Here is a 25,387-nt window from a genome sequence, read left to right as displayed (position 1 = left end):
GCGAGAAATGGAAAAGCCGTGTCCGCGGCGCTGTGAAAGCGCCGCGGACACGGCTCGCAAAAGGATTTCCGGGGCCGGTGTCAGGCGTACTGCGCGACGAGGCTCTTCGGCCGGATGTCCGTCCAGTGCTCCTCGACGTACGCCACCGCCTCGGCCCGACTGCCCTCACCTCGGGCGATCTGCCAGCCGGCCGGGATCTCGGCGAAGCCGGGCCACAGCGAGTGCTGGCCCTCCTCGTTCACCAGGACGTAGAACGTGCCCTCGTTGTCGTCGAAAGGATTGGTCATCACTGGCTCCTCGTCGGGTAATTCTCGCGGGTGCGGGAAAGGGTCTGCAATTTCTCGGAAAGTGCGCGGCCGATACGGGCGAGCGGTTCCGGCTCGCCCATTCTCGTGTGAATGGAGTCGATGACGTGGTTCTCCACGGCGCCGTCGACGTACGGAATCCAGTTGGTCACCAGGGCGTCCGTCGGCACGCCCGGTTCCGTCGCCGAGAAGAACAGGAGGTCGGCCGTCACCCGGCGCGGCGCGTACAGGTTCATGATCTCGGCGTGGTTGACCGAGGCCCCGATCACCGAGGTGATCTCCTCGTCGGAGAACCCGCCGAGCACCGGGTCCTGCGCCCGGACCAGCTCGATCAGGGCGCCCACGTCGAACGGCGCGTCCTCGGGCTCATCCGTGTCGCCCACCAGCATGTCCCGCTTCTGCGCCGGGGTCATGGCCCGGCGGACCGGCTCGGTCGGCAGCAGGTGCACGTCCATCATCGCGATCAGCTCGGTGCGCTCGCCCAGCTCCTCGAGCCGGGCGGCCAGGGCGTGCGCCACTGTCCCGCCGAAGGACCAGCCGAGGAAGCGGTAGGGGCCCCAGGGCTGCACCTGCCGGATCCGCTCCAGGTAGTCCTCCACCATCTCCTCGACGTTCGCCGGCGAGTGGCCGGGCTCGCTCAGGGCCCGCGCCTGGATCGCGTACAGCGGCTGGTCGGGACCCAGGTGCTGGGCCAGGCCCGCGTACGGCCAGCCCACGCCCGTACCCGGGTGGATGCAGAACAGCGGCAGCTGCGTGCCCCGCGTGCTCAGCGGCAGCAGCACGCCCATCGGGTCGAACGCGCCGTCCTCCTGCCCGTCCCCGCCCAGCAGGCCCGCCACCGTCGGGGTGCGGAACAGGTCCCGCACCCCGCGCTCGACGCCCAGCACCGTCCGCATCCGGCTGACCAGCCGCACACCGAGCAGCGAATGCCCGCCCAGGGCGAAGAAGTTGTCGTCGATGCCCACCTCGGGCAGCCCCAGGATCTCCGCGAACAGCCCGCACAGCACCTCCTCGCGCGGGTTGCGCGGCCGCCGCCCCGAGGGCGCCGCCCGCAGCTCCGGCGCCGGCAGCGCCGCCCGGTCGGGCTTGCCGTTCACCGTCAGCGGGATCGCGTCCAGGACCGTCAGCGCGGCCGGCACCATGTGCTCCGGCAGCTCCTGCGCCGCCCAGGCCAGCAGGGCGTCCCGGTCCACCCCGGCGCCGCCGGCGCGCGGGACCACGTACGCGACGAGGCGCTTGTCGCCCGGACGGTCCTCGAAGACCACCACCGCCGCCTGCCCCACGGACGGGTGCCGGGCCAGCGTCGCCTCGATCTCACCCGGCTCGATCCGGAAGCCGCGCAGCTTGACCTGGCCGTCCGCCCGCCCGATGAACCGCAGTTCACCGCCGGGCGTCCAGTGCACCAGGTCGCCGGTCCGGTACATCCGCCCGCCGTCCGCGCCGAACGGGTCGGCCACGAACCGCTCCGCCGTGAGCCCCGGCCGGCCGACGTAACCGCGCGCCACGTGCGAGCCGGCGATGTACATCTCGCCCGGCACGCCCACCGGCACCGGCCGCAGCCGCCCGTCCAGCACGTGGATCCGGGTGTTGTCCATCGCCGCGCCCAGGAACACCCCGGGCAGCTCCCGCTGGGAGGTCTCGAAGCGCTGGTGGTGCGAGGCGAAGGTGGTCTCGGTCGGCCCGTACGAGTGCACGAGCACCGTGTCCGGGCAGTGGTCCAGCACCCGCTGGAGGGCCGCCGGCGAGGCCACGTCACCGCCCGTCCACACCTCCCGCAGCAGCTTCAGCGTCTCCAGGCCCTCGTCGGCCATGATGTGGAACAGGCCCATGGTGAAGTAGGCCGCCGTCACGCCGCGTTCGCGGACCACCGCGTCCAGCTCGGCCACGTCCGTGCCGTCGCCCGGCGCCACGACCAGCTCGCCGCCGCCCAGCAGCGGCACCCACAGCTCGTACGTCGAGGCGTCGAACCCGATCGCCGAATGGACCAGCATCCGGCGGTGGTTGGCCATGTCCCAGCACCGGTCGGCGGCCAGCTCCACCACGTTGCGGTGGGTCACGCCCACGCCCTTGGGCCGCCCGGTGGAGCCCGAGGTGAACATCACGTACATCAGCGCGTCCTCGCCCACCTCGATCCCCGGGTCGTGCTCCGGGGTGCCCCCGGGGGCCGGGGAGTCGGCCGCCAGCACCCGGACACCGTGCGCCCGCTCCTGCCGGACCGGCGCCGACTCCAGGTGCGCCTCCTGCGTCAGCAGCACCGACGCCGCCACGTCCTCCATCACCATGCGCACCCGGGCGTCCGGCAGCCGCGGGTCCAGCGGGACGTACGCCGCACCGCACTTGAGCACCGCCAGCGCCGCGGCCGGCAGGTCCGGGGTGCGGTCCATCAGCACCCCGACCGCGTCGTCCCGGCCCACCCCCGCCGCCAGCAGCCGGTGCGCCAGCACGTTGGCCCGGGCGTCCAGCTCGGCGTACGTGAGGGTCTCGTCCCCGTACGACACGGCCGGCGCGTCCGGGGTACGCCGGGCCCGCGCCGCGAACACCTCGTGCACCAGCCCGCAGGGGGCGGCCGGCGCCGCCGTGTCGTTGTACGCCGTCAGCAGCCGGTGCTCCTCCGCCGCGTCCAGCAGCCGGACGTCACCGATCGCCACCTCCGGGTCGGCCGCGGCCGCCCGCAGGACCCGGCACAGGTGCTCCGCCAGTTGCGCGGCCACCGGGGCGTCGTACAGGTCGGTCGCGTACTCCAGCACCCCGGACAGGCCCGCCGGCCCGCCCGCCGCGTCCTCCGCCTCCCACAGCTGCACCGTCAGGTCGAACTTCGTGAACCCGCTGTCGAACGCCACCGGCGTGCCCGCCAGCGGCGAGTCCCCGTCACCCGCCGGCTCGGCCGGGTGCACCTGGAGCACCACCTGCACCAGCGGGTGGTGGGCGGTGGACCGCTGCGGGTTGAGGTGCTCCACCAGCTGGTCGAACGGCAGCTCCTGGTGCGCGTACGCCGCCAGGTCCGTCTCCCGGACCCGGGCCAGCAGCTCCCCGAACGTCGGATCGCCCGAGGTGTCGCACCGCAGCACCAGCGTGTTCACGAAGAACCCCACCAGCCGGTCCAGCGCCTCGTCGTCCCGGCCCGCTACCACCGTGCCCAGCGGCAGGTCCGTACCCGCACCGTGCCGGGTCAGCACGGCCGCCAGCGCCGCCTGCACCACCATGAACAGCGTGACCCCGCGCTCCTGCGCCAGCCGGGCCAGCGCCCGGTGCGTCTCCGCGTCCAGCCCGAACGCCGTCCCCGCGCCCCGGTGCGAGGCCTCCGCCGGGCGCGTCCGCGCCCCGGTCACCTCCAGCACCGGCGGCGCCCCGGCCAGCCGCTCCTTCCAGAACCCCAGGTGCCGGGCCAGTTCGCCACCCGGCTCGTCGGCCGAGCCCAGCAGCTCCCGCTGCCAGAGCGCGTAGTCGGCGTACTGCACCGGCAGCGGCTCCCACTCCGGCGCGGCACCGCCCGCCCGCGCCCGGCAGGCCTCGGCGAGGTCGGCCAGCAGCGGCGCCGTGGACCAGCCGTCCGCCGCGATGTGGTGCACCAGCAGCACCAGGACCTGCCCCTCCGCGGGCCCGGCCTCCAGCAGCCAGGCACGGAACGGGATCTCCCGGGCCAGGTCGAAGACGTGCCCGGTGGCCGCGTCGATCGCCGCCGCCAGGTTCTCCGGGGAGGTCCGCACCACGCCCAGCGCCGGCCGCGCCGACTCCAGCACGCTCTGGTACGGCCGCCCGTCGACCACCGGGTACACCGTGCGCAGCACCTCGTGCCGCCCGGCCACGTCGGCCAGCGCGTCGGCCAGCACCGCCGGGTCCAGCGGCCGGTCCAGGCGGAGCGCGAAGGGGATGTTGTACGAACGGCTCGGCCCCTCCAGCTGGTCGATGAACCACAGCCGGCGCTGCGCGTACGACAGCGGCACCGGTTCGGGCCGCTCGGCCGGCACCAGCGCGGGCCGCGCCGTGGGCGCCGCACGCTCCGTCAGGTGCCGGGCCAGCGCGGCCGGGGTGGGCGCGATGAACAGGTCCCGGATGCGCGCCTCCAGGCCGAGGACGGCCCGGATGCGGTTGACCAGCCGGATGCCCATCATCGAGTGGCCGCCGACGGCGAAGAAGTCGTCCTCCGGGCCCACCCGGTCCCGGCCGATCACCTCGGCGAACAGCCCGCACAGGATCTCCGTGACGGCCGCCGGACCGGACGCACCGCGCACCGGACCGGGCCGGGCGGTCCCGTCGCCGGCCCCGTCCTCCCGGGCGGTGCCGGGGAGGACCGCCCCGGCGGACGCCGCTCCGGCCCGCCGCTCCCGCCGGGCCGCCAGCGCCGCCGCGTCCGCGCCCAGCAGCTCCGCCGGGTCCGGGCGTTCCCCGGGCCGCGCGGCGCAGGCCGCGAGGGTCCGTACGTACAGGTCGAGGAGCAGCCGGCCGGTCTCCTCGTCGAACAGGTCCTCGGCGTACTCGCACCACACCTCGACCCCTGCGGGGTCGCCCGCGGCGTCGCGCCGCTCCACGCACGACAGGCTCAGGTCGAACTTGACCGCCGCCAGGCCGGTCTCGGCGAAGCGGCCGCGCAGATCGCCCAGCGGGACCCCGGCCCCGCCCCCGCGCTCCGAACCGTCCCCGGTGCCGTCCCCGGGGCCGTCCTCCTGCTGGACCGTCAGCATCACCTGGAAGAAGGGGTTCAGCGCCAGCGAACGCCGCGGGTTCAGCCGCTCCACCAGCAGGTCGAACGGCAGCTCCTGGTGCGCGTACGCGGCCAGGTCGGCGTCCCTGACCCGCTCCACCAGCTCCCCGAAGGAGTCCCCGCCCGGCCCGGCCGACACGTCCGTGCGCAGCACCAGGGTGTTCACGAAGAAGCCGACCAGCTCGTCGAGCGCCTCGTCGCCCCGGCCCGCCACCGGCGTGCCGATCCCCAGGTCGTCGCCCGCCCCGGCGGCCGCCAGGGCCAGGCCCAGAGCGGTCTGGAACACCATCAGCGAACTCGCGCCGTGCTCGGCGCCCACCTCCGCCAGCCGCCGGTGCGTCCTCGCGTCCACCCGCCCGACCAACGTCGCTCCCGCCCCGCTCGGCTCGGCCGGCCGCGGCCGGTCGAAGGGCAGCGCCGCCTCCTGCGCCATGCCGTCCAGGGCCGCCCGCCAGTGCGCCAGCTGCCGTCCCGCCATGCCGTCCGGGTCGTCGGGGTCGCCCAGCAGCTCGTGCTGCCAGAGCGTGTAGTCGGCGTACTGCACCGGCAGCGGCTCCCACCCGGGCTCCCCGCCCGCCAGCCGCGCCCGGTAGGCCCGGTCGAGGTCGCGCAGCAGGGGCCCGACGGACCAGCCGTCGGTGGCGATGTGGTGCAGCAGCAGCACCAGCGTGGCCGTACCGTCGTCGCCCACGAACAACTCGGCCCGCAGCGGGAGTTCACGCGCCACGTCGAAGGCGTACGCACAGGCCGCCGCGACCCGCCCGGCCACCTCGCCGGCCCCGCACGCGTGCACCTCCAGCGGCACCTCCACCCCCTCCAGCACGTGCTGGTACGGGTCACCGCCCGCCGGCGCCGGGTAGACCGTCCGCAGCACCTCGTGCCGCTCCGCCACGTCGGCCAGCGCCGCGGTCAGCGCCGCCCGGTCCGGGACCCCGTCCAGCCGCAGCACGAACGGGGCGTTGTAGCTCGCCGAGGGCCCCTCCAGCGCGGCCAGGAACCACAGCCTGCGCTGCGCGTACGACAGCGGCACCCGGTCCTCCTCGGCCGGCGGCTCGAAGGTCGGCGCGGCCTCCCGCACCGGCGCCGCGTCCCGCTCCTGCGGCACCGTGTCCCGCAGCAGCCGGCGGTCGATCTTCCCGGACGCGGTCCGCGGCAGCGCCGCCACCAGGCCGAAGGCGCCCGGCACGGCGGCCGGCGGCAGCTCCGCCCGCACGTGCGCCCGCAGCTCCGCCGCCGTCAGCCCGTCCGCGACCACGAAGGCCACCAGCCGGACGACGCCCTCCGCGGGCCGCTGCGCCACCACGGCCGCCTCGCGGACCGCCGGGTGCGCCGAGAGCACCGACTCCACGGACGCCGGGTCCACCCGGTGGCCGTTGATCTTCAACTCGTCGTCGGACCGGCCCCGGAAGCCCAGCTGCCCGTCCTGCCGCACGGTCACCAGGTCCCCGGTCCGGTAGGCGCGCTCCCCGTCCAGGGAGGTGAACCGGCGCTCCGTCAGTTCCGGCCGCCCGAGGTAGCCGCGGGCCAGCCCGCCGCCCAGCAGCCACAGTTCACCCTCCACCACGGCCGCGCGCACCCCCGGCAGGGGCCGCCCGATGGGCACCGGGCCCCCGGTGTACCCCGTCAGGTCGGCGACGGTGGCGACCACGGTGGCCTCGGTGGGCCCGTACGTGTTGAGCAGCCGCACGGACCCGGCCGCCCGGGACCACTGCGCCACCCGCTCCGGCAGTGCCGCCTCCCCGCCGATCACGACGGTCCGCAGCGTGGCCGGCAGTCCGGCCAGGCCGGCGGAGACCGCGTGGGCCAGCTCGTGCCAGTACGCGGTCGGCAGGTCCAGCACCGTGATCCCGTGCCGCGCGCAGCCGTCCAGCAGCCCCGGCACGTCGAGCATCTCGTCGTCGCGCAGCACCAGCGTGGCGCCGGCGCCCAGGGTCAGGAAGACCTCCTCGACGCTGGCGTCGAAGTGCAGCGGCGCGAACTGCAGCACCACGTCGTCGCGGCCGATCCCGTACGCGGCGGTGGCGCCGGCGATGAAGTGGGCCAGGGCCTCCTGCCCGACCACCACGCCGTTGGGGGTGCCGGTGGAGCCGGAGGTGTAGATGACGTACGCGTCGCCGGGGACGACGTCCTCCCGGGCCGGCAGCACCAGGTCCCGCTCGCCCGACGGCACGGGCACCCCGCCGGCCGCGTCGCGCAGGATGGCGGCGTTCCGGGCGGCCGGGGCGTCCGGGTCGAGCGGCAGGTACGCGGCACCGGTCCGCAGCACGGCCAGCAGGCTGACCACCGCGTCCACCCCCCGGCGCCGGTGCAGGGCCACCAGCCGCCCCGGCCCGGCACCGGCCGCGGCCAGCTCGTCGGCGCGGAAGGCGACGGCCAGCGCCAGCTCTCCGTAACTCATCCGGGTCTCGCCGTGCACCAGGGCGGTCCGCTCCGGGTCCTCGGCGACCCGGGCGGTGATCCGCTCCAGCGCCGGGGGCGCCGGGCGTACGGCGGGCCCGCCGTCCAGTACGTCGGTCGAGGGCATCGCAGATCCTCCAGACGGGGTGGGGCGGAGAGGCCACTCGGCCCTCGCTGCGACCACGGTAGGAACGCGCACCCGCCGGGACCGGCAGTGCGGCAGGCAGGTTGGGCGGCGGTGCGGGGTGCGGGGTGCGGGGTGCGGGCACGGGGGTGGGCTCCGGGACGCGAAGAGGGGCATCGGCAGCCGCGTGGTGCGGCTGGCGATGCCCCTCGGTGTGGGTGTGGGTGTGGTTCCTGTGGGCTAGCTCCGTGCCCGGCGGCGGAGTTTCGTCAGGGGTGGGGCCGGGGGAGCGGTGGTGGCTTCGGCGAGGCGGGCGGCCAGGGTGGCCACCGTGGGGTGGCGGAAGACCTCGCGGAGGGTGATCTCCCGGCCCAGTTCGGCCCGCACCCGGTTCACCAGGCGCACCGCCAGCAGCGAATGCCCGCCCACCCGGAAGAAGTTGTCCTCCCGGGAGACCTCCCTGCCCTCCAGCACCTCCGTGAACAGGGCGCTCAGCCGGTCCTCCCACGAGGCGCCGGGAGAGGTCTCCGGAGCCGGGCCGGTGTCCTCCGTCACGAACGTCCCCGGCACCGCGTAGTCCGGCAGCCGGGCCGCGGCCCACTCGCGCAGCTCCGGCTCCGCGACCGGTCCCGTCACCCACGCCGTCAGCCGGCCCCCGCGCACCTCCGCCCGGGCCCGCGTCACGGCCGGGTGCCCGGACAGCACGCGGGCCACCCGTTCCGCGTCCACCCGGTAGCCGTCCACGGTCTCCCCGCGGGGCGCCGGCAGCGGGCCGGGCCGCCCCGAGAGGTCCTCCGCGATCTCCCGGAGGATCCCGGTCAGCTCCGCCGCGAGGCGTGCCGCGGCGTCCGCGTCGTACAGGTCCCGCGCGTACTCCAGGACTCCCGACAGCCCGCCGTGGCCCGGGGCTTCGGTCAGCGCGAAGGTCAGGTCCGCCTTGGCCGTCGTGGCGCCCACCGGCAGCTGCGTGCCGGCCAGCGGCGAGCCGCCCGTACCCGTGGCGCCCGTACCCGTGGCGCCCCTACCCGTGGCGCCCGTGTTCGCCGCCGCCAGTTGCAGGAACACCTGCGCCAGCGGGTGGTGCGCGGTGGACCGGTGCGGGCTCAGGTGCTCCACGACCCGGTCGAACGGCACCTCGGCGTGCGCGTACGCCGCCAGGTCCGCCTCCCGCACCCGGCCCAGCAGCTCCGCCCACGTGGGGTCGCCGGACAGGTCGGTGCGCAGCACCAGGGTGTTGACGAAGAAGCCCACCAGCCCGTGCAGCGCGTCGTCCTCCCGGCCGGCCACGGTCGTGCCGACCGCCAGGTCGGTGCCCGCGCCGTGCCGGGCCAGCAGGGCGCCCAGGGCGGCCTGCGCCACCATGAACAGCGTGGTGCCCGTCGCGTGCGCCACCCGTACCAGGCGCCGGTGCGTGTCCGCGTCCACGGAGAAGGTCAGCAGGCCGCCGCGGTGGCTCGGCTCGGCCGGCCGTTCCGCGGCGTCCGACGGCTCGACCAGGGGCGGGAGCCCGGCCAGGGCCCGTTCCCAGTGCGCGAGCTGGGTCTTCTCCAGCCCCTCGGAGAGCAGCCGCTCCTGCCACAGCGTGTAGTCGGCGTACTGGACCGGCAGCGCCTCCCACGCGGGGGCCACCCGCCGCGACCGGGCCGCGTACGCCCGCGCCAGGTCGTGCAGCAGCACGTCCGTGGACCAGCCGTCGCCCGCGATGTGGTGCACCAGCAGCACCAGGATCTGCCCGCCGTCGTCCTCCGACACCAGCGCCGCCCGGAAGGGGATCTCGGCCGCGAGGTCGAAGACGTACCCGGCCGCCGCGTCCGCCTCGGCCGGACCGCCCGCCCGGAACTCCAGCACCGGCCGCGCCCGGCCGTCGGAGGGATCGAGCACCCGCTGGTACGGCTCCCCGTCCGCCACCTCGTACACCGTGCGCAGCACCTCGTGCCGGCCCGCCACGTCCGCGAGGGCGGCCGCCAGCACGGCGGGGTCGAGCGGCCGGTCCAGCCGGCGCACCAGCGCGATGTTGTAGGTCGCGGACGGGCCCTCCAGCTGGTCGACGAACCACAGCCGGCGCTGCGCGGGGGAGAGCGGCACCCGCGCGGGGCGCTCCCCGGCGGTCAGCGGCGGCCGGGCCGCCCGCGTGCCCTCCTGCCCGGCGAGCCGGCGGTGCAGTCCGGCCGGGGTGGGCGCGAGGAACAGGTCCCGGATGCCGACCTCGGCGCCGAGCGCCGCCCGGATCCGGTTGACCAGCTTGCTGGCCAGCAGGGAGTGCCCGCCCAGCTTGAAGAAGTTCTCGTCGGGCCCGGCCGAGTCCCGGCCCAGCACCTCGGCGAACAGCCCGCACAGCAGTTCCTCGCGCGGCGAGAGCCCGGTCCGGATCCCGGCCGTGGCCGCCCCGGCCCGCTCCCGCTCGGCCGCTGCCGCGGTCAGCGCGGCCACCCGCTCCCGTCGCCCGGCGAGCCCGCGCGCCTCCTCCGCGCTGACCAGCGCCAGTTCCCCGAGCCGGGCCTCCGGCCGCTCCGCGAACGCCCGCAGCGCCCGCGCGTACAGCTCCAGCAGCAGTTCCGCCGTGCCCGCGTCGAACAGGTCCTCCGCGTACTGCAGGATCAGGTCGAGGCCGTCGGCCGTACGGGCGCAGTGGAAGGCCAGGTCGAACTTGGCGGCCGCCAGGTCCGTGGTCGTCACCCGGCCGGTCGTCCCCGCGAAGGCCACCGACTCCTCCTCCGGGTCCGCCGCGAAGGTCAGCACCACCTGGAAGTACGGGTGGTGGGCGAGTGACCGGTCCGGGTTCAGGTGTTCCACCAGCAGGTCGAACGGCAGGTCGGCGTGCGCGTACGCCGCCAGGTCCGCCTCCCGCACCCGCGCCACCAGCTCGGCGGCCGTGGGGTCGCCCGACAGGTCCACCGGCAGGGCGAGTGAGTTGACGAAGAAGCCCACCAGCTCGTGCAGCGCGTCGTCGCCCCGGCCCGCGACCACCGTGCCGAGGGACGGCCGGGTCCCGGCGCCGGCAGCCGACAGCGCCGCCGCCAGCGCGGCCCGCGCCGTCATGAACAGGGTGGCCCGCGCGGTCCGCGAGAGCGCCGCCAGCCCGGCCTGCGTCCCGGCGCCGAGCGAGGCCCGCACCAGACCGCCCCGGTGGGTCGGCTCGGCCGGCCGCGGCCGGTCCGCGGGCAGCCCCGTCACCGGCGGCAGGTCCGCCAGTACGCCCTTCCAGTGGGCGAGCTGCCGGCCGGCCGGGCTCTCCGGGTCGTCCGGGTCGCCCAGCAGCTCCCGCTGCCACAGCGCGTAGTCCGCGTACTGCACCGGCAGCGGCTCCCAGTCCGGCGCCCGCCGCCCGGCCCGGGCCGCGTACGCCCGCGTGAGGTCCCGCAGCAGCAGCCCGTTGGACCAGCCGTCCCCGGCGATGTGGTGCACGAGCAGCACCAGCGTGTGCCCGCCGTCCTCCCGCGCCAGCAGCCAGGCCCGGAAGGGGATCTCGGCGGCCAGGTCGAAGGCGTACGAGGACACCGCGTCCGCCTCGGCCGGGCCGCCCTCCCGCACCTCCAGCACCGGCCGCGCCCGGCCGTCGGAGGCGTCCAGCACCTGCTGGTACGGCTCCCCGCCGACCGCCCCGTACACCGTGCGCAGCACCTCGTGCCGGCCCGCCACGTCCGCCAGCGCCTCCCGCAGCACGGCCGCGTCCAGCGGCCGCTCCAGGTGCACCACCAGCGGCATGTTGTAGGCCGGGCCGGGACCCTGGAGCTGGTCGGTGAACCACAGCCGCCGCTGCGCCGCCGACAGCGGCACCCGCTCGGGCCGCTCCGCCACCGCGGTCAGCGCGGGCCGCGCGCTCCGGACGCCCTCCTGCCCGGCGAGCCGGCGGTGCAGCCCGGCCGGGGTGGGCGCGAGGAACAGGTCCCGGATGCCGACCTCGGCGCCGAGCGCCGCCCGGATCCGGTTGACCAGTTTGCTGGCCAGCAGGGAGTGCCCGCCCAGCTTGAAGAAGTTCTCGTCGGGCCCGGCCGACTCCCGGCCCAGCACCTCGGCGAACAGCCCGCACAGCAGTTCCTCGCGCGGCGAGACCCCGGTCCGGATCCCGGGCACGGCCGCCCCGGCCCGCTCCCGCTCGGCGGCCGCCGCGGTCAGCGCGGCCACCCGCTCCCGTCGTCCGGCCAGCCCGTCCTGCTCCTCCGCGCTCAGCAGATCCAGCTCCCCGAGCCGGGCCTCCGGCCGCTCCGCGAACGCCCGCAGCGCCCGCACCCACAGCTCCAGCAGCAACTCGGCCGTGCCCGCGTCGAAAAGGTCCTGCGCGTACTGCAGGCCCAGCGCCAGCCCGTCACCCCGCTCCGCGCAGTACGCGGTCAGGTCGAACTTCGCCGCCGCCAGGTCCGCGTCCTCGACCTCCGCCGCCAGCTCCCCGAGCCGCACCGGCCCGTCACCCTCCCCGGCCCCGGCGTACGTCAGCATCACCTGGAAGTACGGGTGGTGGCCCAGCGCCCGGTCCGGGTTGAGCCGCTCCACCAGCAGATCGAACGGCAGCTCCTCGTGCGCGTACGCCGCCAGGTCCGCCTCCCGCACCCGCGCCACCAGCTCCCGGGCCGTCGGGTCGCCCGACAGATCGGTCGGCAGCGCGAGGGAGTTGACGAAGAACCCGACCAGCTCGTGCAGGTCCTCCTCGGGCCGCCCGGCCACCGGCGTCCCGACGGTCACCGACGGACCCGCGCCCGCCGCCGACAGCGCGACGGCCAGCGCCGCCCGCACCACCATGAACATGCTCGCCCCGCCGGTACGGGCCACCGCCGCCAGCCCCGACCGCACCCCGCCGTCCACGGCCGCCCGCACCGTGGCCCCCCGGTGCGTGGGCTCCGCCGGCCGCGGCCGGTCCACCGGCAGCTCCGTCACCGGCGGCAGACCCGCCAGCACCCCGCTCCAGTGGGCCAGTTGCTCCGCCGCCAGGCTCTCCGGGTCGTCCGGGTCGCCCAGCACCTCCCGCTGCCACAGCGCGTAGTCCGAGTACTGCACCGGCAGCGGCTCCCAGCCCGGCTCCCGGCCCGCGCACCGCGCCCCGTACGCCGCCGACAGGTCCCGCAGCAGCGGCCCCAGCGACCAGCCGTCCGTCGCCACGTGGTGCACCAGCAGCACCAGGGTGGAGCTCCCGTCGCCCGGCACGAACAGCCGTGCCCGGAGCGGCCGCCGGCCGGCGATGTCGAAGGCCTCCCGGGTGAACTCCGCCACCAGGGCCGCCACCTCGCCGGGCCCGCAGACCCGCACCTCGACACCGGTCCCCGGCGCGGGCGCCTCCAGCACCCGCTGGTACGGCTCGCCGTCCACCGCCGGGTACACGGTGCGCAGCACCTCGTGCCGCCCGGCGAGGTCCCGTACCGCCGCGTCGAGCGCCACCCGGTCGGGCACGCCCGCCAGCCGCAGCACCACGGGCGCGTTGTAGGTCGCGGACGGCCCCTCCAGCCGGTTCAGGAACCACAGCCGCCGCTGCGCGTAGGACAACGGGATGGTCGTCATTTCTCCAGCAGCCCCTCGATGAACGCGGCCAGGTCACGCAGCCGCGGGTTGGCGTACACGGCCTTCACCGGCAGTGCGACGGACAGCTCGGCACGCACCCGCGAGACCAGCTTGATGGCCAGCAGGGAGTGCCCGCCGAGCTTGAAGAAGTTGTCGTCCGGGCCGATCCGGGAAGCGCCCAGGACGGTCGCCCAGACGCCGGCGATCAGCTCCTCCACCGGGCCCTCCAGCCCGGACCCCGCCCCCGCCGCGTCCGCGGTACCGGAGCCGGCCGGCGCGGTCGCCGGAGCGGGCAGCGCCGCCCGGTCCAGCTTGCCGTTCGGCGTGGTCGGGAAGCGGTCCACCGCCACGAACGCGCCCGGCACCATGTAGGCCGGCAGCCCCGCCGCCAGCCGCTCGCGCAGCGCGCCCTCGTCCACCGCGGCACCCTCGGCGGGACGGTGGTACGCGACCAGCCCCGGCGCCCCGTTGAGGTCGTCCCGTACGACCACGACCGCCTCGGCCACCCCCGGGAAGGCCGCCACCGCCGCCTCGATCTCCGGCAGTTCGATGCGGTGCCCGCGCAGCTTGACCTGGCCGTCCGCCCGCCCCAGGTAGACCAGCCGCCCGTCGGGCAGCAGCCGGCACAGGTCGCCCGTGCGGTACATCCGCTGCCCGTCCGCCGCGCCCGGCTCCGAGTCGGCGACGAACCGCTCCGCGGTCAGCGCCGGCCGCCGCCGGTACCCGCGGCCCACCCGGGGACCGGCCAGGTACAGCTCGCCGGTCTCGCCGAAGCCGACCGGGGCCAGCCCGTCGTCCAGCAGCCGCATCCGCAGGCCCGGCAGCACCGCCCCGATGTGCGGCGGCTCGTCCGCGTCGATCCAGCCGGCCGTCGCGTCGACCGTGCACTCGGTCGGCCCGTACAGGTTCACCGCGCGCAGCACCCCGGCCTCGGAGCGCTCCACGATCCGCCGCCACAGCGCCGGGCTGACCGCCTCGCCGCCGACCAGCAGGGTCAGCGGGCGCGGCCCGCCGTCCTCGGTGAGCAGGTCCAGCAGCGGGTCCGCGTGGGAGGGGGTGATGTCGAGGTCGGTCAGCGCCTGCTCGTCCACCAGCCGCGCCAGCAGCGCCGGATCGGCCCGCGTCTCGTCGTCGATCATCACGAGGGTGTCGCCGCGGCAGATCCGCACCCACTGCTGCACGGAGGCGTCGAAGGACGGCGAGGCGTTCCAGCCGACCCGGCCGCCGTCGGTGACCGCGATCCCGGCCCCCTCCAGCTCGGCCAGCAGGGCCGCGGCCGCCGCCCGGCCGATCTCCACGCCCTTGGGGCGGCCGGTCGAACCCGAGGTGTAGATCACGTACGCGAGGGTCCCGCCCGGCACGGGCACCGGCCGGAACTCCGCCGGCCCCCCGGCCGCGGTCAGTTCGGCCACCGGCAGGTGCGGCACGCCCTCCGCGAGCGGCACACCGTCCGCACCGGCCGTCACCACCAGGTCCGCGCCGGAGTCCTCGACCAGGTAACGGCGGCGCTCGGCCGGCAGTTTCGGGTCGACGGGCAGGTACGCGGCCCCCGCGGTCAGCGTGCCGATCAGCGCGGCCACCAGGTCGGCACCGCGCGGCAGGCACAGCGCCACCACGGACTCGGGGCCGATCCCGCGGGCGGCCAGCCGGGCCGCGATGCGGCCGGCCTCGGCGCGCAGCGCGTCGAAGCTCAGGCTCCGGTCGCCGGCCACCACGGCGGGCCGCTCGCCGGGCACCCGCGCCAGACGGTCCAGCAGGTCGGCGGGGGCGGTCGGGACGGCGGGCACGGCACCGGCCGCCGGGGCGGCGGAGGTCTCGGGAAGTACGGCGGTCATCGGGCTCACTCCCCGTGGAGGGTGGTCGAAGGGGCGGTCGCGGGACGGCAGTCGGCCAGGGCCACCGGCTCGCCCATCGCGACGAGGATCTTGCGGTCACCGGTGTAGGCCTCGCGGCCGTGGGCGCACAGGATGTTGTCGACGAGCATCAGGTCGCCCCGCTGCCAGGTCTCCCGCACGGTCACCCGGTCGTAGACGGCGTTGACCGCGTCGACCTCCGCGTCGGTGAGCCGGGTGCCGTCACCGAGGTACGTGTTGAACGGCAGGCCGTCCTCCCCGTAGGTCTCGACGAGCACCTCCCGCACGTCCTCGTCCAGGGTCCGGCTGTTCCAGAAGGCGAAGTGGTTGAACCACACCCGCTCCCCGGTCACCGGGTGCGTGACGATCGCCGAACGGCGCTGGCGGGTGCGCATCGAGTCGTCGTCGAGCCACTCGTACCCGACGGTGTTCTCGTCGCAGTACGCCTCGGCGACCGCGCGGTCCTCCGTGGCGAAGGTCTTGTACCAGGGCAGCCCGGCCAGCTCCGAGTAGTTGCGCACCAGCAGCCAGCCCGCCCGCTCGAACCGCTCCACCAGCTCGGCCGGCATCTGCCGCAGCGCCTCGCGCATGTCCCCGACGGTCGTGGCGCCGCCCGTCTCGGGGGCGGTGACGCAGCCGAACAGCAGCACCCCGGGGAAGTCCAGCGTGTAGCTGTTCTCGTTGTGCAGCCGGATCGGCTGCACGGCCGGCAGGTCGGTGGAGGAGAAGACGCCCTCGCCGAAGTCGGTGCGCGGGGTGGCCTTCTCCTTGTAGCCGGCGCGGGTCTCGATCAGCGCGTCGCGGGCCTGGGCGAATCCGGCCGCGTCCTCGACGGGCAGGCCGCGCAGCAGCACCGCGCCGGAGCGGTGCAACTCCGCCTGGATCGCGGGACGGTGGGCGGTGAGCCAGGCGGTGGCCTCGGCCATCGAGGAGACCGGCGGCGCGGTCACGACGACGGGCTTGCCGGGCTCTCGCACGGCGTCGAGGGAGGTGGCCGGGGTATCGGCGATCGCGGTCATGGCAGACGTGTCCTTGAGGTAGGGGAAGGAGGAAGGGGACGTACGGCTCAGGCGGCGCGGGCGGCCGGAACGCCGCCGGCCAGGGCGCCCGCCGTGCCGTCGAGCACCGGGTTGACCAGCGCGAAGAACGCGGGCAGCTGCTCCTGGAAGTAGAAGTGGCCGCCGGGCAGCACCGACATCGCGAAGCCGTCGTCGGTCACCCCGGCCCAGTGGGTCAGCGCCTCCACCGGCACGATCGGGTCCGCGTCCCCGCCGATCACGGTCACCGGGCAGCCGGTCCGCACCCGCTCCTCCGCGCACCGGTAGACGTCGTCGATCGCGAAGTCGGCGCGGATGGACGGCAGGATGATCTCCCGCAGCTCCGGCTCGTCGAGGATGCCGTCGTCCGTGCCGCCGCGCTCCTTGATGGCCGCCACCAGGGCGTCGTCGTCCAGGAGTTCGGGGTGGACGGGGCTCGGGTTGGGCAGGAAGGGGGCCCGGCAGGCCGAGGCGATCAGGGCGCGCGGAGCCCGGCCGGCCGCCCGGAGGGCCCGGACCACCTCGAAGGCCACCAGCGAGCCCATGCTGTGCCCCAGCACCACCAGGTCCTCGGTGCCCTCGGGGAGCGCGGCCACGACCGGACCGGCCAGGTCGTCCACGGACTCGGGCAGCGGCTCCGAGAAACGGGCCCCGCGCCCCGGGTACTGGCCGATCAGCAGGGTGACGTCCGCGGGCAGGTGGTCGCGCCACTCGGCGTAGGCGTGGGCGTTGCCGCCGGCGTGCGGCAGGACCAGCAGCGCGGTGCGGGCCGGCGCGGAGCCTGGGATCGCCCAGACGACGTCCTCGGGCGCGGGAGCCGGGTGGTCGTGTGACATGTCGTACGTCATGGCGTACTCCGTTCAGGAGGAGGTGCGGCGGCGCAGGGCGGGCCGGGCCCGCCGGGGTGCCGCGGCGGCGTCGGTGAGTGAGGTGAGGTGTCCGGCCAGCGCGGCCGGGGTGGGGTGCAGGAACACGTCCCGGGTGGTCAGCCGGGCGCCGAAGGTGGTGCCGATGCGGCTGGTGAGCCGGGCGGCGAGCAGCGAGTGCCCGCCCAGATCGAAGAAGTCGGCCTCGGGGGACGGCACCTGGTCGGTCCGGAGCACCTCGGCGAAGAGGGCGCACAGCTTCTCCTCCGCCGGGGTGCGCGGCGTGCGGCCGGGCGCCGCGGCGGAGGCCGGGGCGGGTGCGGGCAGGGCGCGGGTGTCGAGCTTGCCGTTCGGGGTGAGCGGCAGCCGGTCCAGGACCACGACGTGCGCCGGGACCATGTGCTGCGGGAGCAGCGCGCGCAGCTCCTGCCGGAGCTCGCCCGCCTCCCGGGCGGCGACCACGTACGCCGCGAGCCGCTTGTCCCCCGGCCCGGCCTCGTACGCGGTGACGGCCGCCCGCTCCACCCCCGGGAGCCCGAGGAGCACGCCCTCGATCTCGCCGGGTTCGACGCGGAAGCCGCGGATTTTGATCTGGGTGTCGGTGCGTCCGGTGTAGTGGAGGGTGCCGTGGGTGTCCCAGTGGGCTTGGTCGCCGGTGCGGTAGAGGCGGGTGCCGGGGGGTCCGTAGGGGTGGGGGACGAAGCGTTCCGCGGTGAGTGCGGGCCGGCCGAGGTAGCCGTGGGCGATGCCGTCGCCGGTGAGGTAGAGCTCGCCGGTCACACCGGGCGGCACCGGCCGGAGCCGGTCGTCCAGCACGTACGCGCACTTGCCGGCCAGCGGCGTGCCGATCGGGACCGGGCCGGGGACGTGCCGGGCGGGGTCGACCGTGTGCGTCGTCGTGAAGCCCATGGATTCGGCGGGGCCGTAGCCGTTGGTGATGGTGAGGTGGGGGTGGTGTTGCTGGAGGAGGCGGATGTGGTGGGGGGAGGCGGGTTCGCCTCCGGTGTAGGCGATGCGGGTGGTGGTGAACGTCTCGGGGGCTTCGTCGGTGAGGTGGTTGAAGAGGCTGGAGGAGAGCTGGAGCATCGTCACGCCGTGGTGCCGGGCGAGTTCGGTGATCAGTGAGGGTTCGGGGCGCTGTCCGGGCTGGAGGACGGTGGTGCCGCCGTGGAGGAGGGCGCCCCAGAACTCCAGGGAGAAGGCGTCCCACGAGACGGGGGAGCACTGGAGGAAGACTTCGCCGGGGCCGAAGGTGGCGTAGGTCTGGCCGGTGACGGTCGAGACGAGGTTGCGGTGGCTGGAGAGGATGCCCTTGGGCCGGCCCGTGGACCCCGACGTGAACATCACGCACGCCACGTCCTCGGGCGAGAGCCCCTCTCCGGGGTTCCGCGGGTCCTCGGCGGCGATCGCGGCCGCGTCCCGGTCCGTCAGGACCACGGCCCAGTCGCCGCCCAGCCGGTGCGCGTGCCCCGAGTCGGTGACCAGCGCCGCGATGCGGGCGTCGTGGGCGGTCGAGGCGAGCCGGTCGTCGGGGAACTCGGGGTCGAGGAGCGCGTACCCGGCGCCCGTCTTGACCACCGCCAGGACGGCGACGGCGAACTCGATCCCGCGGTCCAGGAGTACGCCGGCCAGGTCACCCCGGCCCAGGCCCTGGGCCCGCAGGTGGTGGGCCAGCCGGTTCGCACGGGCGTTCAGCTCCCCGTACGGCACCACCCGGCCCTCGTACACCAGCGCGGCAGCCTCGGGGCGCAGCCGGGCCTGCCGCTCGAACAGCCCGCCCAGCGTCCCGTACTCCTCCGGCGCGGCGCCTCGGTCCGCCCGCCCGCTCCACTCCTCCAGCACCAGCCGACGTTCGGCCTCGTCCAGCACCTCGAACGCGCCGATCGGCAGCCCGGGTTCGGCCACCGCCTGGGCCAGCACCCGGCCCAGCACCGCCACCATCCGCTCCACCGTCGACCGGTCGAAGAGGTCGGACCGGTACAGCACCGACCCGCACAGCCCGGCACCCTCGTCGCCCCGCAGCAGGAACTCCAGGTCGAACTTGACCGAACCGCCGGACACCGCGCCCGCCTCGGTGACCCGCACCCCGGCCAGCTCCACCGGAGCCTCCGGGCCCTCCTCCAGCGCCAGGCAGACCTGGAACAGCGGGTGGCGGGCCAGCGAACGCGCCGGGTTCACCGCCTCCAGCACCAGGTCGAACGGCGCCTCCTGGTGGGCGAAGGCCTCCAGATCGGCCGCCCGCACCCGCGCCAGCAGCTCGCGGAAACTCGGGTCGCCGGAGGTGTCGGCGCGCAGCACCAGCGTGTTCACGAAGAACCCGACCAGACCGGCCAGCGCCTCGTCGGACCGCCCCGCCACCGGTGCGCCGAGGGGGACGTCCGTACCGGCGCCGAGCCGGGTCAGCGTCGCCGCGAGCGCCGCGTGCACCACCATGAACGGCGTGCACCGCTCGGCCCGCGCCAGCTCCCGCACCCGCGCCAGCAGCTCCGGCCCGAGGTCCACCGGCACCACCCCGCCCGCCTGCCCCGCCACCGGCGGGCGCGGCCGGTCCAGGACCAGCCCCAGCTCCTCCGGCAGCCCGGACAGGGCCTCCCGCCAGTGCGCCAGCTCGGCGGCGAGCAGGCTCTCCGGGTCCGCCGGATCGCCCAGCGCCCGGCGCTGCCACAGCGTGTAGTCCGCGTACCGCACCGGCAGCGGCTCCCACTCCGGCGCCCGGCCCGACCGGCGGGCCGCGTAGGCGGTGGCCAGGTCGCCGAAGAGCGGCCGCAGGGACTGGCCGTCCGTCGCGATGTGGTGCAGCACCACCATCAGCTCGTACGCGCCCCCGCCGAGGTCCAGCAGCGTCACCCGCAGCGGAGCCTCGGCCGCCAGGTCGAAGGCGTGCCCGGCGGCGGCCCGCACCGCCTCCGCGACGTCCCCGGCCCCGGGCCCGTCCCCGACGGTCCGCACCTCGAAGGCGACCGGCGCCTCGGCCGGGGTGAGCACCCGCTGGTACGGCTCGCCGTCGACCTGCGGGAAGACCGTGCGCAGCGGCTCGTGGCGGCCGGCCACGTCGTCGAAGGCGGCGCGCAGGGCGGCCACGTCGAGGTCGCCCTCCAGCCGCACCCGCAGCGGCACGTTGTACGCCGTCCCGCCCCGCTCCAGGTCGGACACCAGCCACAGCCGGCGCTGCGCGGGGGAGAGCGGCAGCAGCTCCGGCACCGGCTGCCCGCCGGTGAGCGCGGGCAGCTCGCGCGCCCCGCGCCGCGCGGCGACGTGCCGGGCCAGGGCGGCCGGGGTGGGATGGGCGAAGAGGTCGCGGATCGTCAGCCGGAGCCCGCCGAGCGCGGCGCCGAGCCGGCTGGTGAGCCGGGCGGCGAGCAGCGAGTGCCCGCCCAGGGCGAAGAAGTCGTCCTCCGCCGACACCGGCCCCGGTGCGGCCAGCAGCTCCGCGAACAGCCCGCAGACGATCTCCTCCAGCGGGGTGCGGGCGGCCCGGCCGGGCCCGCCGGCCGCCGCCGGCGCCGGGAGGGCGCGGGTGTCGAGCTTGCCGTTCGCGGTGAGCGGCAGCCGGTCCAGGACGACCACGTGCGCCGGGACCATGTGCTGGGGCAGCAGGGCCCGCAGCCGCTCCCGGACGGCCGTCCCGTCCTCCTCGGTGACGGCGTACGCGACGAGCTGCCGGTCGCCCGGCCCGGCCTCGCGGGCCGTGACGGCCGCCTGCTGGACTCCGGGCAGGGAGAGCAGGACGCCTTCGATCTCGCCGGGTTCGACGCGGAAGCCGCGGATTTTGATCTGGGTGTCGGTGCGTCCGGTGTAGTGGAGGGTGCCGTGGGTGTCCCAGTGGGCTTGGTCGCCGGTGCGGTAGAGGCGGGTGCCGGGGGGTCCGTAGGGGTGGGGGACGAAGCGTTCCGCGGTGAGTGCGGGCCGGTCGAGGTAGCCGTGGGCGATGCCGTCGCCGGTGAGGTAGAGCTCGCCGGTCACACCGGGCGGCACGGGGCGGAGCCGTGCGTCGAGGACGTACGCGTACTTGTGCGCCACCGGGCCGCCGATGGACACCGCCGAGGTGTGCTGCTCCTCGGGCGGCACGCGGTAGGTGGTGGTGAAGCCCATGGATTCGGCGGGGCCGTAGCCGTTGGTGATGGTGAGGTGGGGGTGGTGTTGCTGGAGGAGGCGGATGTGGTGGGGGGAGGCGGGTTCGCCTCCGGTGTAGGCGATGCGGGTGGTGGTGAAGGTGTCCGGGGCTTCGTCGGTGAGGTGGTTGAAGAGGCTGGAGGAGAGCTGGAGCATCGTCACGCCGTGGTGCCGGGCGAGTTCGGTGATCAGTGAGGGTTCGGGGCGCTGTCCGGGCTGGAGGACGGTGGTGCCGCCGTGGAGGAGGGCGCCCCAGAACTCCAGGGAGAAGGCGTCCCACGAGACGGGGGAGCACTGGAGGAAGACCTCGCCGGGTCCGAAGGTGGCGTAGGTCTGGCCGGTGACGGTCGAGACGAGGTTGCGGTGGCTGGAGAGGATGCCCTTGGGCCGTCCCGTGGACCCCGACGTGAACATCACGCACGCCGTGTCGTCATCCGTGACCGCCACCCCCGGATCCGTCGCCGGCTGGCCCGCCACCACCTCCCGCTCCCGGTCGACGCACACCACGCCCCAGTCCCCGCGCACCCGGTCCTCGTACCGTTCGTCCGTCACGAGCAGCGCGATCCGGGCGTCGTGGGCGGTCGAGGCGAGCCGGTCGTCGGGGAACTCGGGGTCGAGCAGCGCGTACCCGGCGCCCGCCTTGACCACCGCCAGGACGGCGACGGCGAACTCGATCCCGCGGTCCAGGAGTACGCCGGCCAGGTCACCCCGGCCCAGGCCCTGGGCCCGCAGGTGGTGGGCCAGCCGGTTCGCACGGGCGTTCAGCTCCCCGTACGGCACCACCAGGCCCTCGTACACCAGCGCGGCAGCCTCGGGGCGCAGCCGGGCCTGCCGCTCGAACAGCCCGCCCAGCGTCCCGTACTCCTCCGGCGCGGCGTCCCGGTCCGGCCGCCCGCTCCACTCCTCCAGCACCAGCCGACGTTCGGCCTCGTCCAGCAACTCCACTTCCTGGAGCGGCAGCTCTTCCGCACCCTCGGCCAGTACGGTGTCGAAGAACCGGAGCAGCCGGTCCTGGTGCGCGGCGACCGCGTCCAGGTCGCACACGTCCGGCGCGGCGTCGAAGTCGATCCGCATGCCCGCCTCGGGACCCAGGTCGTAGATGCCGACCGCCAGGTCCTCCACCGGGCCGTTGCTCAGATTGCACTGCACCGTCGGGTGCCCGCCCAGGGTCATCCCCGGCGTGAACGCCATGATGTTGACCAGCGGGGTCGCCGTCCGCCGGCCGGCACCGTCCTCCCCGAGGGCCGCGACGGTCTCCTCGTACCGGGTGCGCTGCCGCTTCAGCCCGCCGCGCACCTCGCCGACCACCGTGCCCAGCAGCCCGGCGAGGGTCTCCCCGGGGCGTACGGCCAGCCGCAGCGGGATCACGTTCGAGCACATCCCCGGCGTGCGGCGGGCCAGTTCGGTGGTCCGGCCGGTCACCGGCAGGCCCAGCAGCAGCTCGCCCGCCCCGCTCACCCGGTGCAGGTACCCCGCGATCAGCGTGATCACCAGCATCGACCAGGGCGCCCGCCGGTCCCGGGCGGCCGCCCGCAGCCGGTCCGCCTCCGCCGCCGGGAGCGCCACGCTCCGGCGCACGAACGGCAGCCCGGCACGCTCCCCGGCCCCGGTCCCGGTCCCGGTCCCGGTCCCGGCCGCCGCGGCCGCCGTACGGCCCTCGGCGAGCCGGGGGGTCTCCGGCGGGTCCGCCAGCCGCCCGGCCCAGTGGGCCAGGTCCTCGGCCGCCGCCTCCGACCCCCGGTACGCGGCGTCCTCCGCCAGCAGCTCCGCGAGGCTCCCGAACGGGCCCGGACCCCACGGCTCGCCGGCCAGCGCGCCGTCGTACAGCTCCTGGAGGCGCGCGTCGAGCAGCGCCACACCCATCCCGTCGATCACCAGGTGGTGGTAGCTCTTATAGAAGAGGAAACGGTCCTCCGCCACCTTGACCAGCGCGTGCCGGCACAACGGCCCCCGCGCCAGGTCGAACGGCGTGTTGACGGCCGCCACGCACCAGGCGTGGGCCGCCCCCGCCGGGTCCTCGGCTCCGGTCAGGTCCAGGAACTCCAGCTCCGAGCCGTCCGGTCCGGCGGCCACCAGCTGCCGGGGCCCGTCCTCGCCGGACTCCACGCCCCGGGTGCGCAGGGCGTCCGACTCGCGCACCAGCTGCTCCCAGCAGCGGGCGAACAGCGCGGTGTCGACCGGCCCGTGGATCTCCCGGTACTCGGCGATGTTGTAGCGGCAGCCGCTCGGGTCCAGCTCGTGGGCCATCCAGATGTCGCGCTGCGCGGCCGACAGGGGCAGCCGTGCGGCGGTCGGCTCAGACGCCATGGGGGCTCCTCGTTCACGGTGGGTGGTCGGTGCGGTTGCCGCACGGCCGTCCGCCGTCCCCACGGCGGGGACGTTCGGGCCGGGCGAAGTCATCTCACCCCGACGGCGTTGTCCGGAGCGGCAGTTGGGACGGCACTCCGCCAGCAGCTCGGGGGCGGTGGTGCCCCCCGGCCGCCGCTCAGGCGGGCACTCCGGCCGCCGCCGCGGGCAGGGTGCCGGGGGCGGCGTCCGGGTGGAAGGCGCGGACCAGGTGCGGCACCCGGAACACGGAGCGGCCGGTCTCGTGGGTGGACCGCAGCGCCCCGCAGACCAGCAGGTCCCGCACCATCCGGCCGCAGTCCGCCAGGCCCGCCCCGGTGAGCCGCACGATGTCCGGCAGCCCGAAGTCCCCCTCGGGCACGGCGCGCAGGGCCGCCAGCAGCGAGCGGTGGCCGGCCGGCAGCCGCAGCAGCCGGCGGTGCAGGGCGTCCCGGAAGCGGCGCCCCCCGTCACCGCCCGCGAGGTGGTCGAGGAACGGCGCGGGATCCCCCTCCAGGCAGTCCCGCAGCGTGCGCAGGTCGCAGACGGCCAGCCAGGAGGCGGCCGCCCCCAGCGCCATCGGGTGCCCGTCCAGCCGGCGGCACACCTCGGCGGCCAGCAGCAGGTCCTCGCCGGCGGCGTCGAACTCCGGCCGTACGCGCCGCACGTGACCCAGGAAGACCCGCACCGCGGCGGCCGCCGCGACCGCCTCCCCGGCGGCGTCCGGCGCCGGCACCTCCAGCGGTCCCAGGACGAAGGTCCGCTCGCCCGGCACCTCCCACGGCTGCTCCGCGGTGACCAGCAGCCGCAGCCCCGGGCACTCGCGCAGCAGCCGGGTCAGCCGGTCGAAGCGCGGCCCGTGCTCGGGGGCCCCGTCGAGGACCAGCAGCACCGGCCGGTCACCGACGAGTTCGGCGAGGCCACACACCCCGCCCGACCCGGCCGCCCCGGCACGCTCCCCACCGGCACCCCGGTCCGGGCCGCCGGCACCCCCGTCCGGGCCGCCGACCCCGCCGTACGGGACAGCCCGCCCGGCCGCACCGCCGGCCCCCGCCCCGCCCGCCGGTCCGAACAGCGCCTCCGCGCAGTCGCCCAGCAGGGCGGCCAGCTCCGGCCCCGTCGGGTCGAGGTAGTCCCGTACCGCGCCGGGGAACGCGTACCAGAGCACCGGGACGCCCGCACCGTGCAGCCGCTCCGCGACCTCCAGCGCCAGCCGGGTCTTGCCCGCGCCGCTCAGCCCCACCAGGTTCACCAGCCGCTCGGCCGCCGACCCCAGCTCCCGGACCAGCACCTCGGTCTCCGCCTCCCGGCCCACCAGCGGGTGCAGGGCGGTCGGCGGCGCCGCCGGCTCCGCGTCGAACCCCGACTTCACCGCCCCCCAGCCGCCCCGGCCCTGCTGCGCCGCCCCCTCCAGAGCGGCCCGCGCCCGCGGCCCCAGCCGCAGCGCGTCGGCGATCAGCCGGACGGTGTCCGTTCTGGGCCTTCTCGCCTTGCCCTGCTCCAGGTCGCGGATGGCCCGCACGCTGATGGTGGACAGATCGGCCAGCTCCCGCTGGGTCAGCCCGATCCGCAGCCGGTGCCGGCGGATCAGCGCGCCCAGCTGCGAGGTCTCCTGCCGGTCGGACCCCTGCGGGGAAACCCCCTGGTGGGAGGCGTCCCGCTCCGGGGCGACAGGGCCGGTGATGGTCATCTCGTACTCCCCACGTCGTCGTGGGTTCCCATCGTCGGCAGCGCGCTATCCGCCAGGCATCACCGCACACACCGCCCCGCCGCCGGCCCCTATCGCCCGGCCGCCGGGCCGCTATCACGGACGGCCGGCCGCTATCACGCCGCGCCCCGCGCCCCCGCCGGCCGGGACCGGTGATAGCGCCGCGATAGGCGCGCGGACGGTGCGGGGATTCCGGCTCTTCCTAACGTGGTGCCCACAAGGAACGAGGAGCCCGGAAGGGCCCCTCACCAGGGCAGACGCCCACGACGAAGGGAAGCTGAAGATGAACCTCGCCAAGGCCCTCCGCGCCGCCGTCGTCACCGTCGTCATCGCCGGCGCCGCCGCGCTCGGCGCCCAGGCCGCGCAGGCCGACGGCGCGGAGGCCGGCACCGGCCCGGCCCCCGCCCAGACCCAGGTCCAGCCGACCCCCACCGCCACCAACGACAACAACCCCTGGGACTGACCCC

At 76.0% G+C, this 25,387-nt stretch carries 9 protein-coding genes; 1 reads left to right on the top strand and 8 read right to left on the bottom strand.

From position 1 onward, the window contains the following. Positions 1 to 80: 80 nt before the first annotated feature. From ACIQUR_RS18385 to ACIQUR_RS18350, 8 genes are all read right to left on the bottom strand, one after another. Positions 81 to 287: an MbtH family protein gene (locus ACIQUR_RS18385; RefSeq protein WP_403665227.1), complete on the bottom strand. Its 207-nt coding sequence runs from the start codon at positions 285 to 287 to the stop codon at positions 81 to 83. Continuing rightward, positions 287 to 7,531 (bottom strand): amino acid adenylation domain-containing protein, encoded by a 7,245-nt coding sequence (locus tag ACIQUR_RS18380; protein ID WP_403665225.1) that lies wholly within the window; start codon positions 7,529 to 7,531, stop codon positions 287 to 289. The genes ACIQUR_RS18385 and ACIQUR_RS18380 overlap by 1 nt, the downstream gene beginning before the upstream one ends. A 237-nt stretch (positions 7,532 to 7,768) precedes the next feature. Beyond that, positions 7,769 to 13,018 (bottom strand): condensation domain-containing protein, encoded by a 5,250-nt coding sequence (locus tag ACIQUR_RS18375; protein WP_403665223.1) that lies wholly within the window; start codon positions 13,016 to 13,018, stop codon positions 7,769 to 7,771. Beyond that, on the bottom strand, positions 13,015 to 14,853 hold the full coding sequence (locus ACIQUR_RS18370) for an amino acid adenylation domain-containing protein (protein ID WP_403665221.1): 1,839 nt from the start codon (positions 14,851 to 14,853) through the stop codon (positions 13,015 to 13,017). Before ACIQUR_RS18370 ends, ACIQUR_RS18375 begins: the two co-directional genes overlap by 4 nt. A 5-nt stretch (positions 14,854 to 14,858) precedes the next feature. Further along, positions 14,859 to 15,890, bottom strand: coding sequence for a TauD/TfdA family dioxygenase (locus tag ACIQUR_RS18365; RefSeq protein ID WP_403665219.1), 1,032 nt, complete (start codon positions 15,888 to 15,890; stop codon positions 14,859 to 14,861). A gap of 47 nt (positions 15,891 to 15,937) precedes the next feature. Further along, the gene (locus ACIQUR_RS18360; RefSeq protein ID WP_403665217.1) at positions 15,938 to 16,756 is read right to left on the bottom strand and encodes a thioesterase II family protein; all 819 of its coding nucleotides are present in this window, start codon (positions 16,754 to 16,756) and stop codon (positions 15,938 to 15,940) included. A 12-nt stretch (positions 16,757 to 16,768) separates the two neighbouring features. Next, the gene (locus ACIQUR_RS18355; RefSeq protein WP_403665215.1) at positions 16,769 to 23,194 is read right to left on the bottom strand and encodes an amino acid adenylation domain-containing protein; all 6,426 of its coding nucleotides are present in this window, start codon (positions 23,192 to 23,194) and stop codon (positions 16,769 to 16,771) included. Positions 23,195 to 23,372: 178 nt separating this feature from the next. Further along, complete coding sequence (locus ACIQUR_RS18350) at positions 23,373 to 24,902, bottom strand: helix-turn-helix domain-containing protein (RefSeq protein ID WP_403665213.1); 1,530 nt, start codon at positions 24,900 to 24,902, stop codon at positions 23,373 to 23,375. A gap of 301 nt (positions 24,903 to 25,203) precedes the next feature. Here ACIQUR_RS18350 and ACIQUR_RS18345 point away from each other — a divergent pair, with 301 nt between their 5' ends. After that, on the top strand, positions 25,204 to 25,383 hold the full coding sequence (locus tag ACIQUR_RS18345; protein WP_403665211.1) for a hypothetical protein: 180 nt from the start codon (positions 25,204 to 25,206) through the stop codon (positions 25,381 to 25,383). Positions 25,384 to 25,387: the final 4 nt, after the last annotated feature.

It is taken from the genome of Streptomyces sp. NPDC101132, assembly GCF_044759225.1.
Taxonomy (GTDB): Bacteria; Actinomycetota; Actinomycetes; order Streptomycetales; family Streptomycetaceae; genus Streptomyces.
This window is presented reverse-complemented; position numbering and strand designations above follow the sequence as displayed.

Coding starts and splice junctions, on each gene's coding strand:
- ACIQUR_RS18385 (WP_403665227.1), bottom strand. CDS start 287: ATGACCAATCCTTTCGACGACAACGAGGGCACGTTCTACGTCCTGGTG.
- ACIQUR_RS18380 (WP_403665225.1), bottom strand. CDS start 7,531: ATGCCCTCGACCGACGTACTGGACGGCGGGCCCGCCGTACGCCCGGCG.
- ACIQUR_RS18375 (WP_403665223.1), bottom strand. CDS start 13,018: ATGACGACCATCCCGTTGTCCTACGCGCAGCGGCGGCTGTGGTTCCTG.
- ACIQUR_RS18370 (WP_403665221.1), bottom strand. CDS start 14,853: ATGACCGCCGTACTTCCCGAGACCTCCGCCGCCCCGGCGGCCGGTGCC.
- ACIQUR_RS18365 (WP_403665219.1), bottom strand. CDS start 15,890: ATGACCGCGATCGCCGATACCCCGGCCACCTCCCTCGACGCCGTGCGA.
- ACIQUR_RS18360 (WP_403665217.1), bottom strand. CDS start 16,756: ATGACGTACGACATGTCACACGACCACCCGGCTCCCGCGCCCGAGGAC.
- ACIQUR_RS18355 (WP_403665215.1), bottom strand. CDS start 23,194: ATGGCGTCTGAGCCGACCGCCGCACGGCTGCCCCTGTCGGCCGCGCAG.
- ACIQUR_RS18350 (WP_403665213.1), bottom strand. CDS start 24,902: ATGACCATCACCGGCCCTGTCGCCCCGGAGCGGGACGCCTCCCACCAG.
- ACIQUR_RS18345 (WP_403665211.1), top strand. CDS start 25,204: ATGAACCTCGCCAAGGCCCTCCGCGCCGCCGTCGTCACCGTCGTCATC.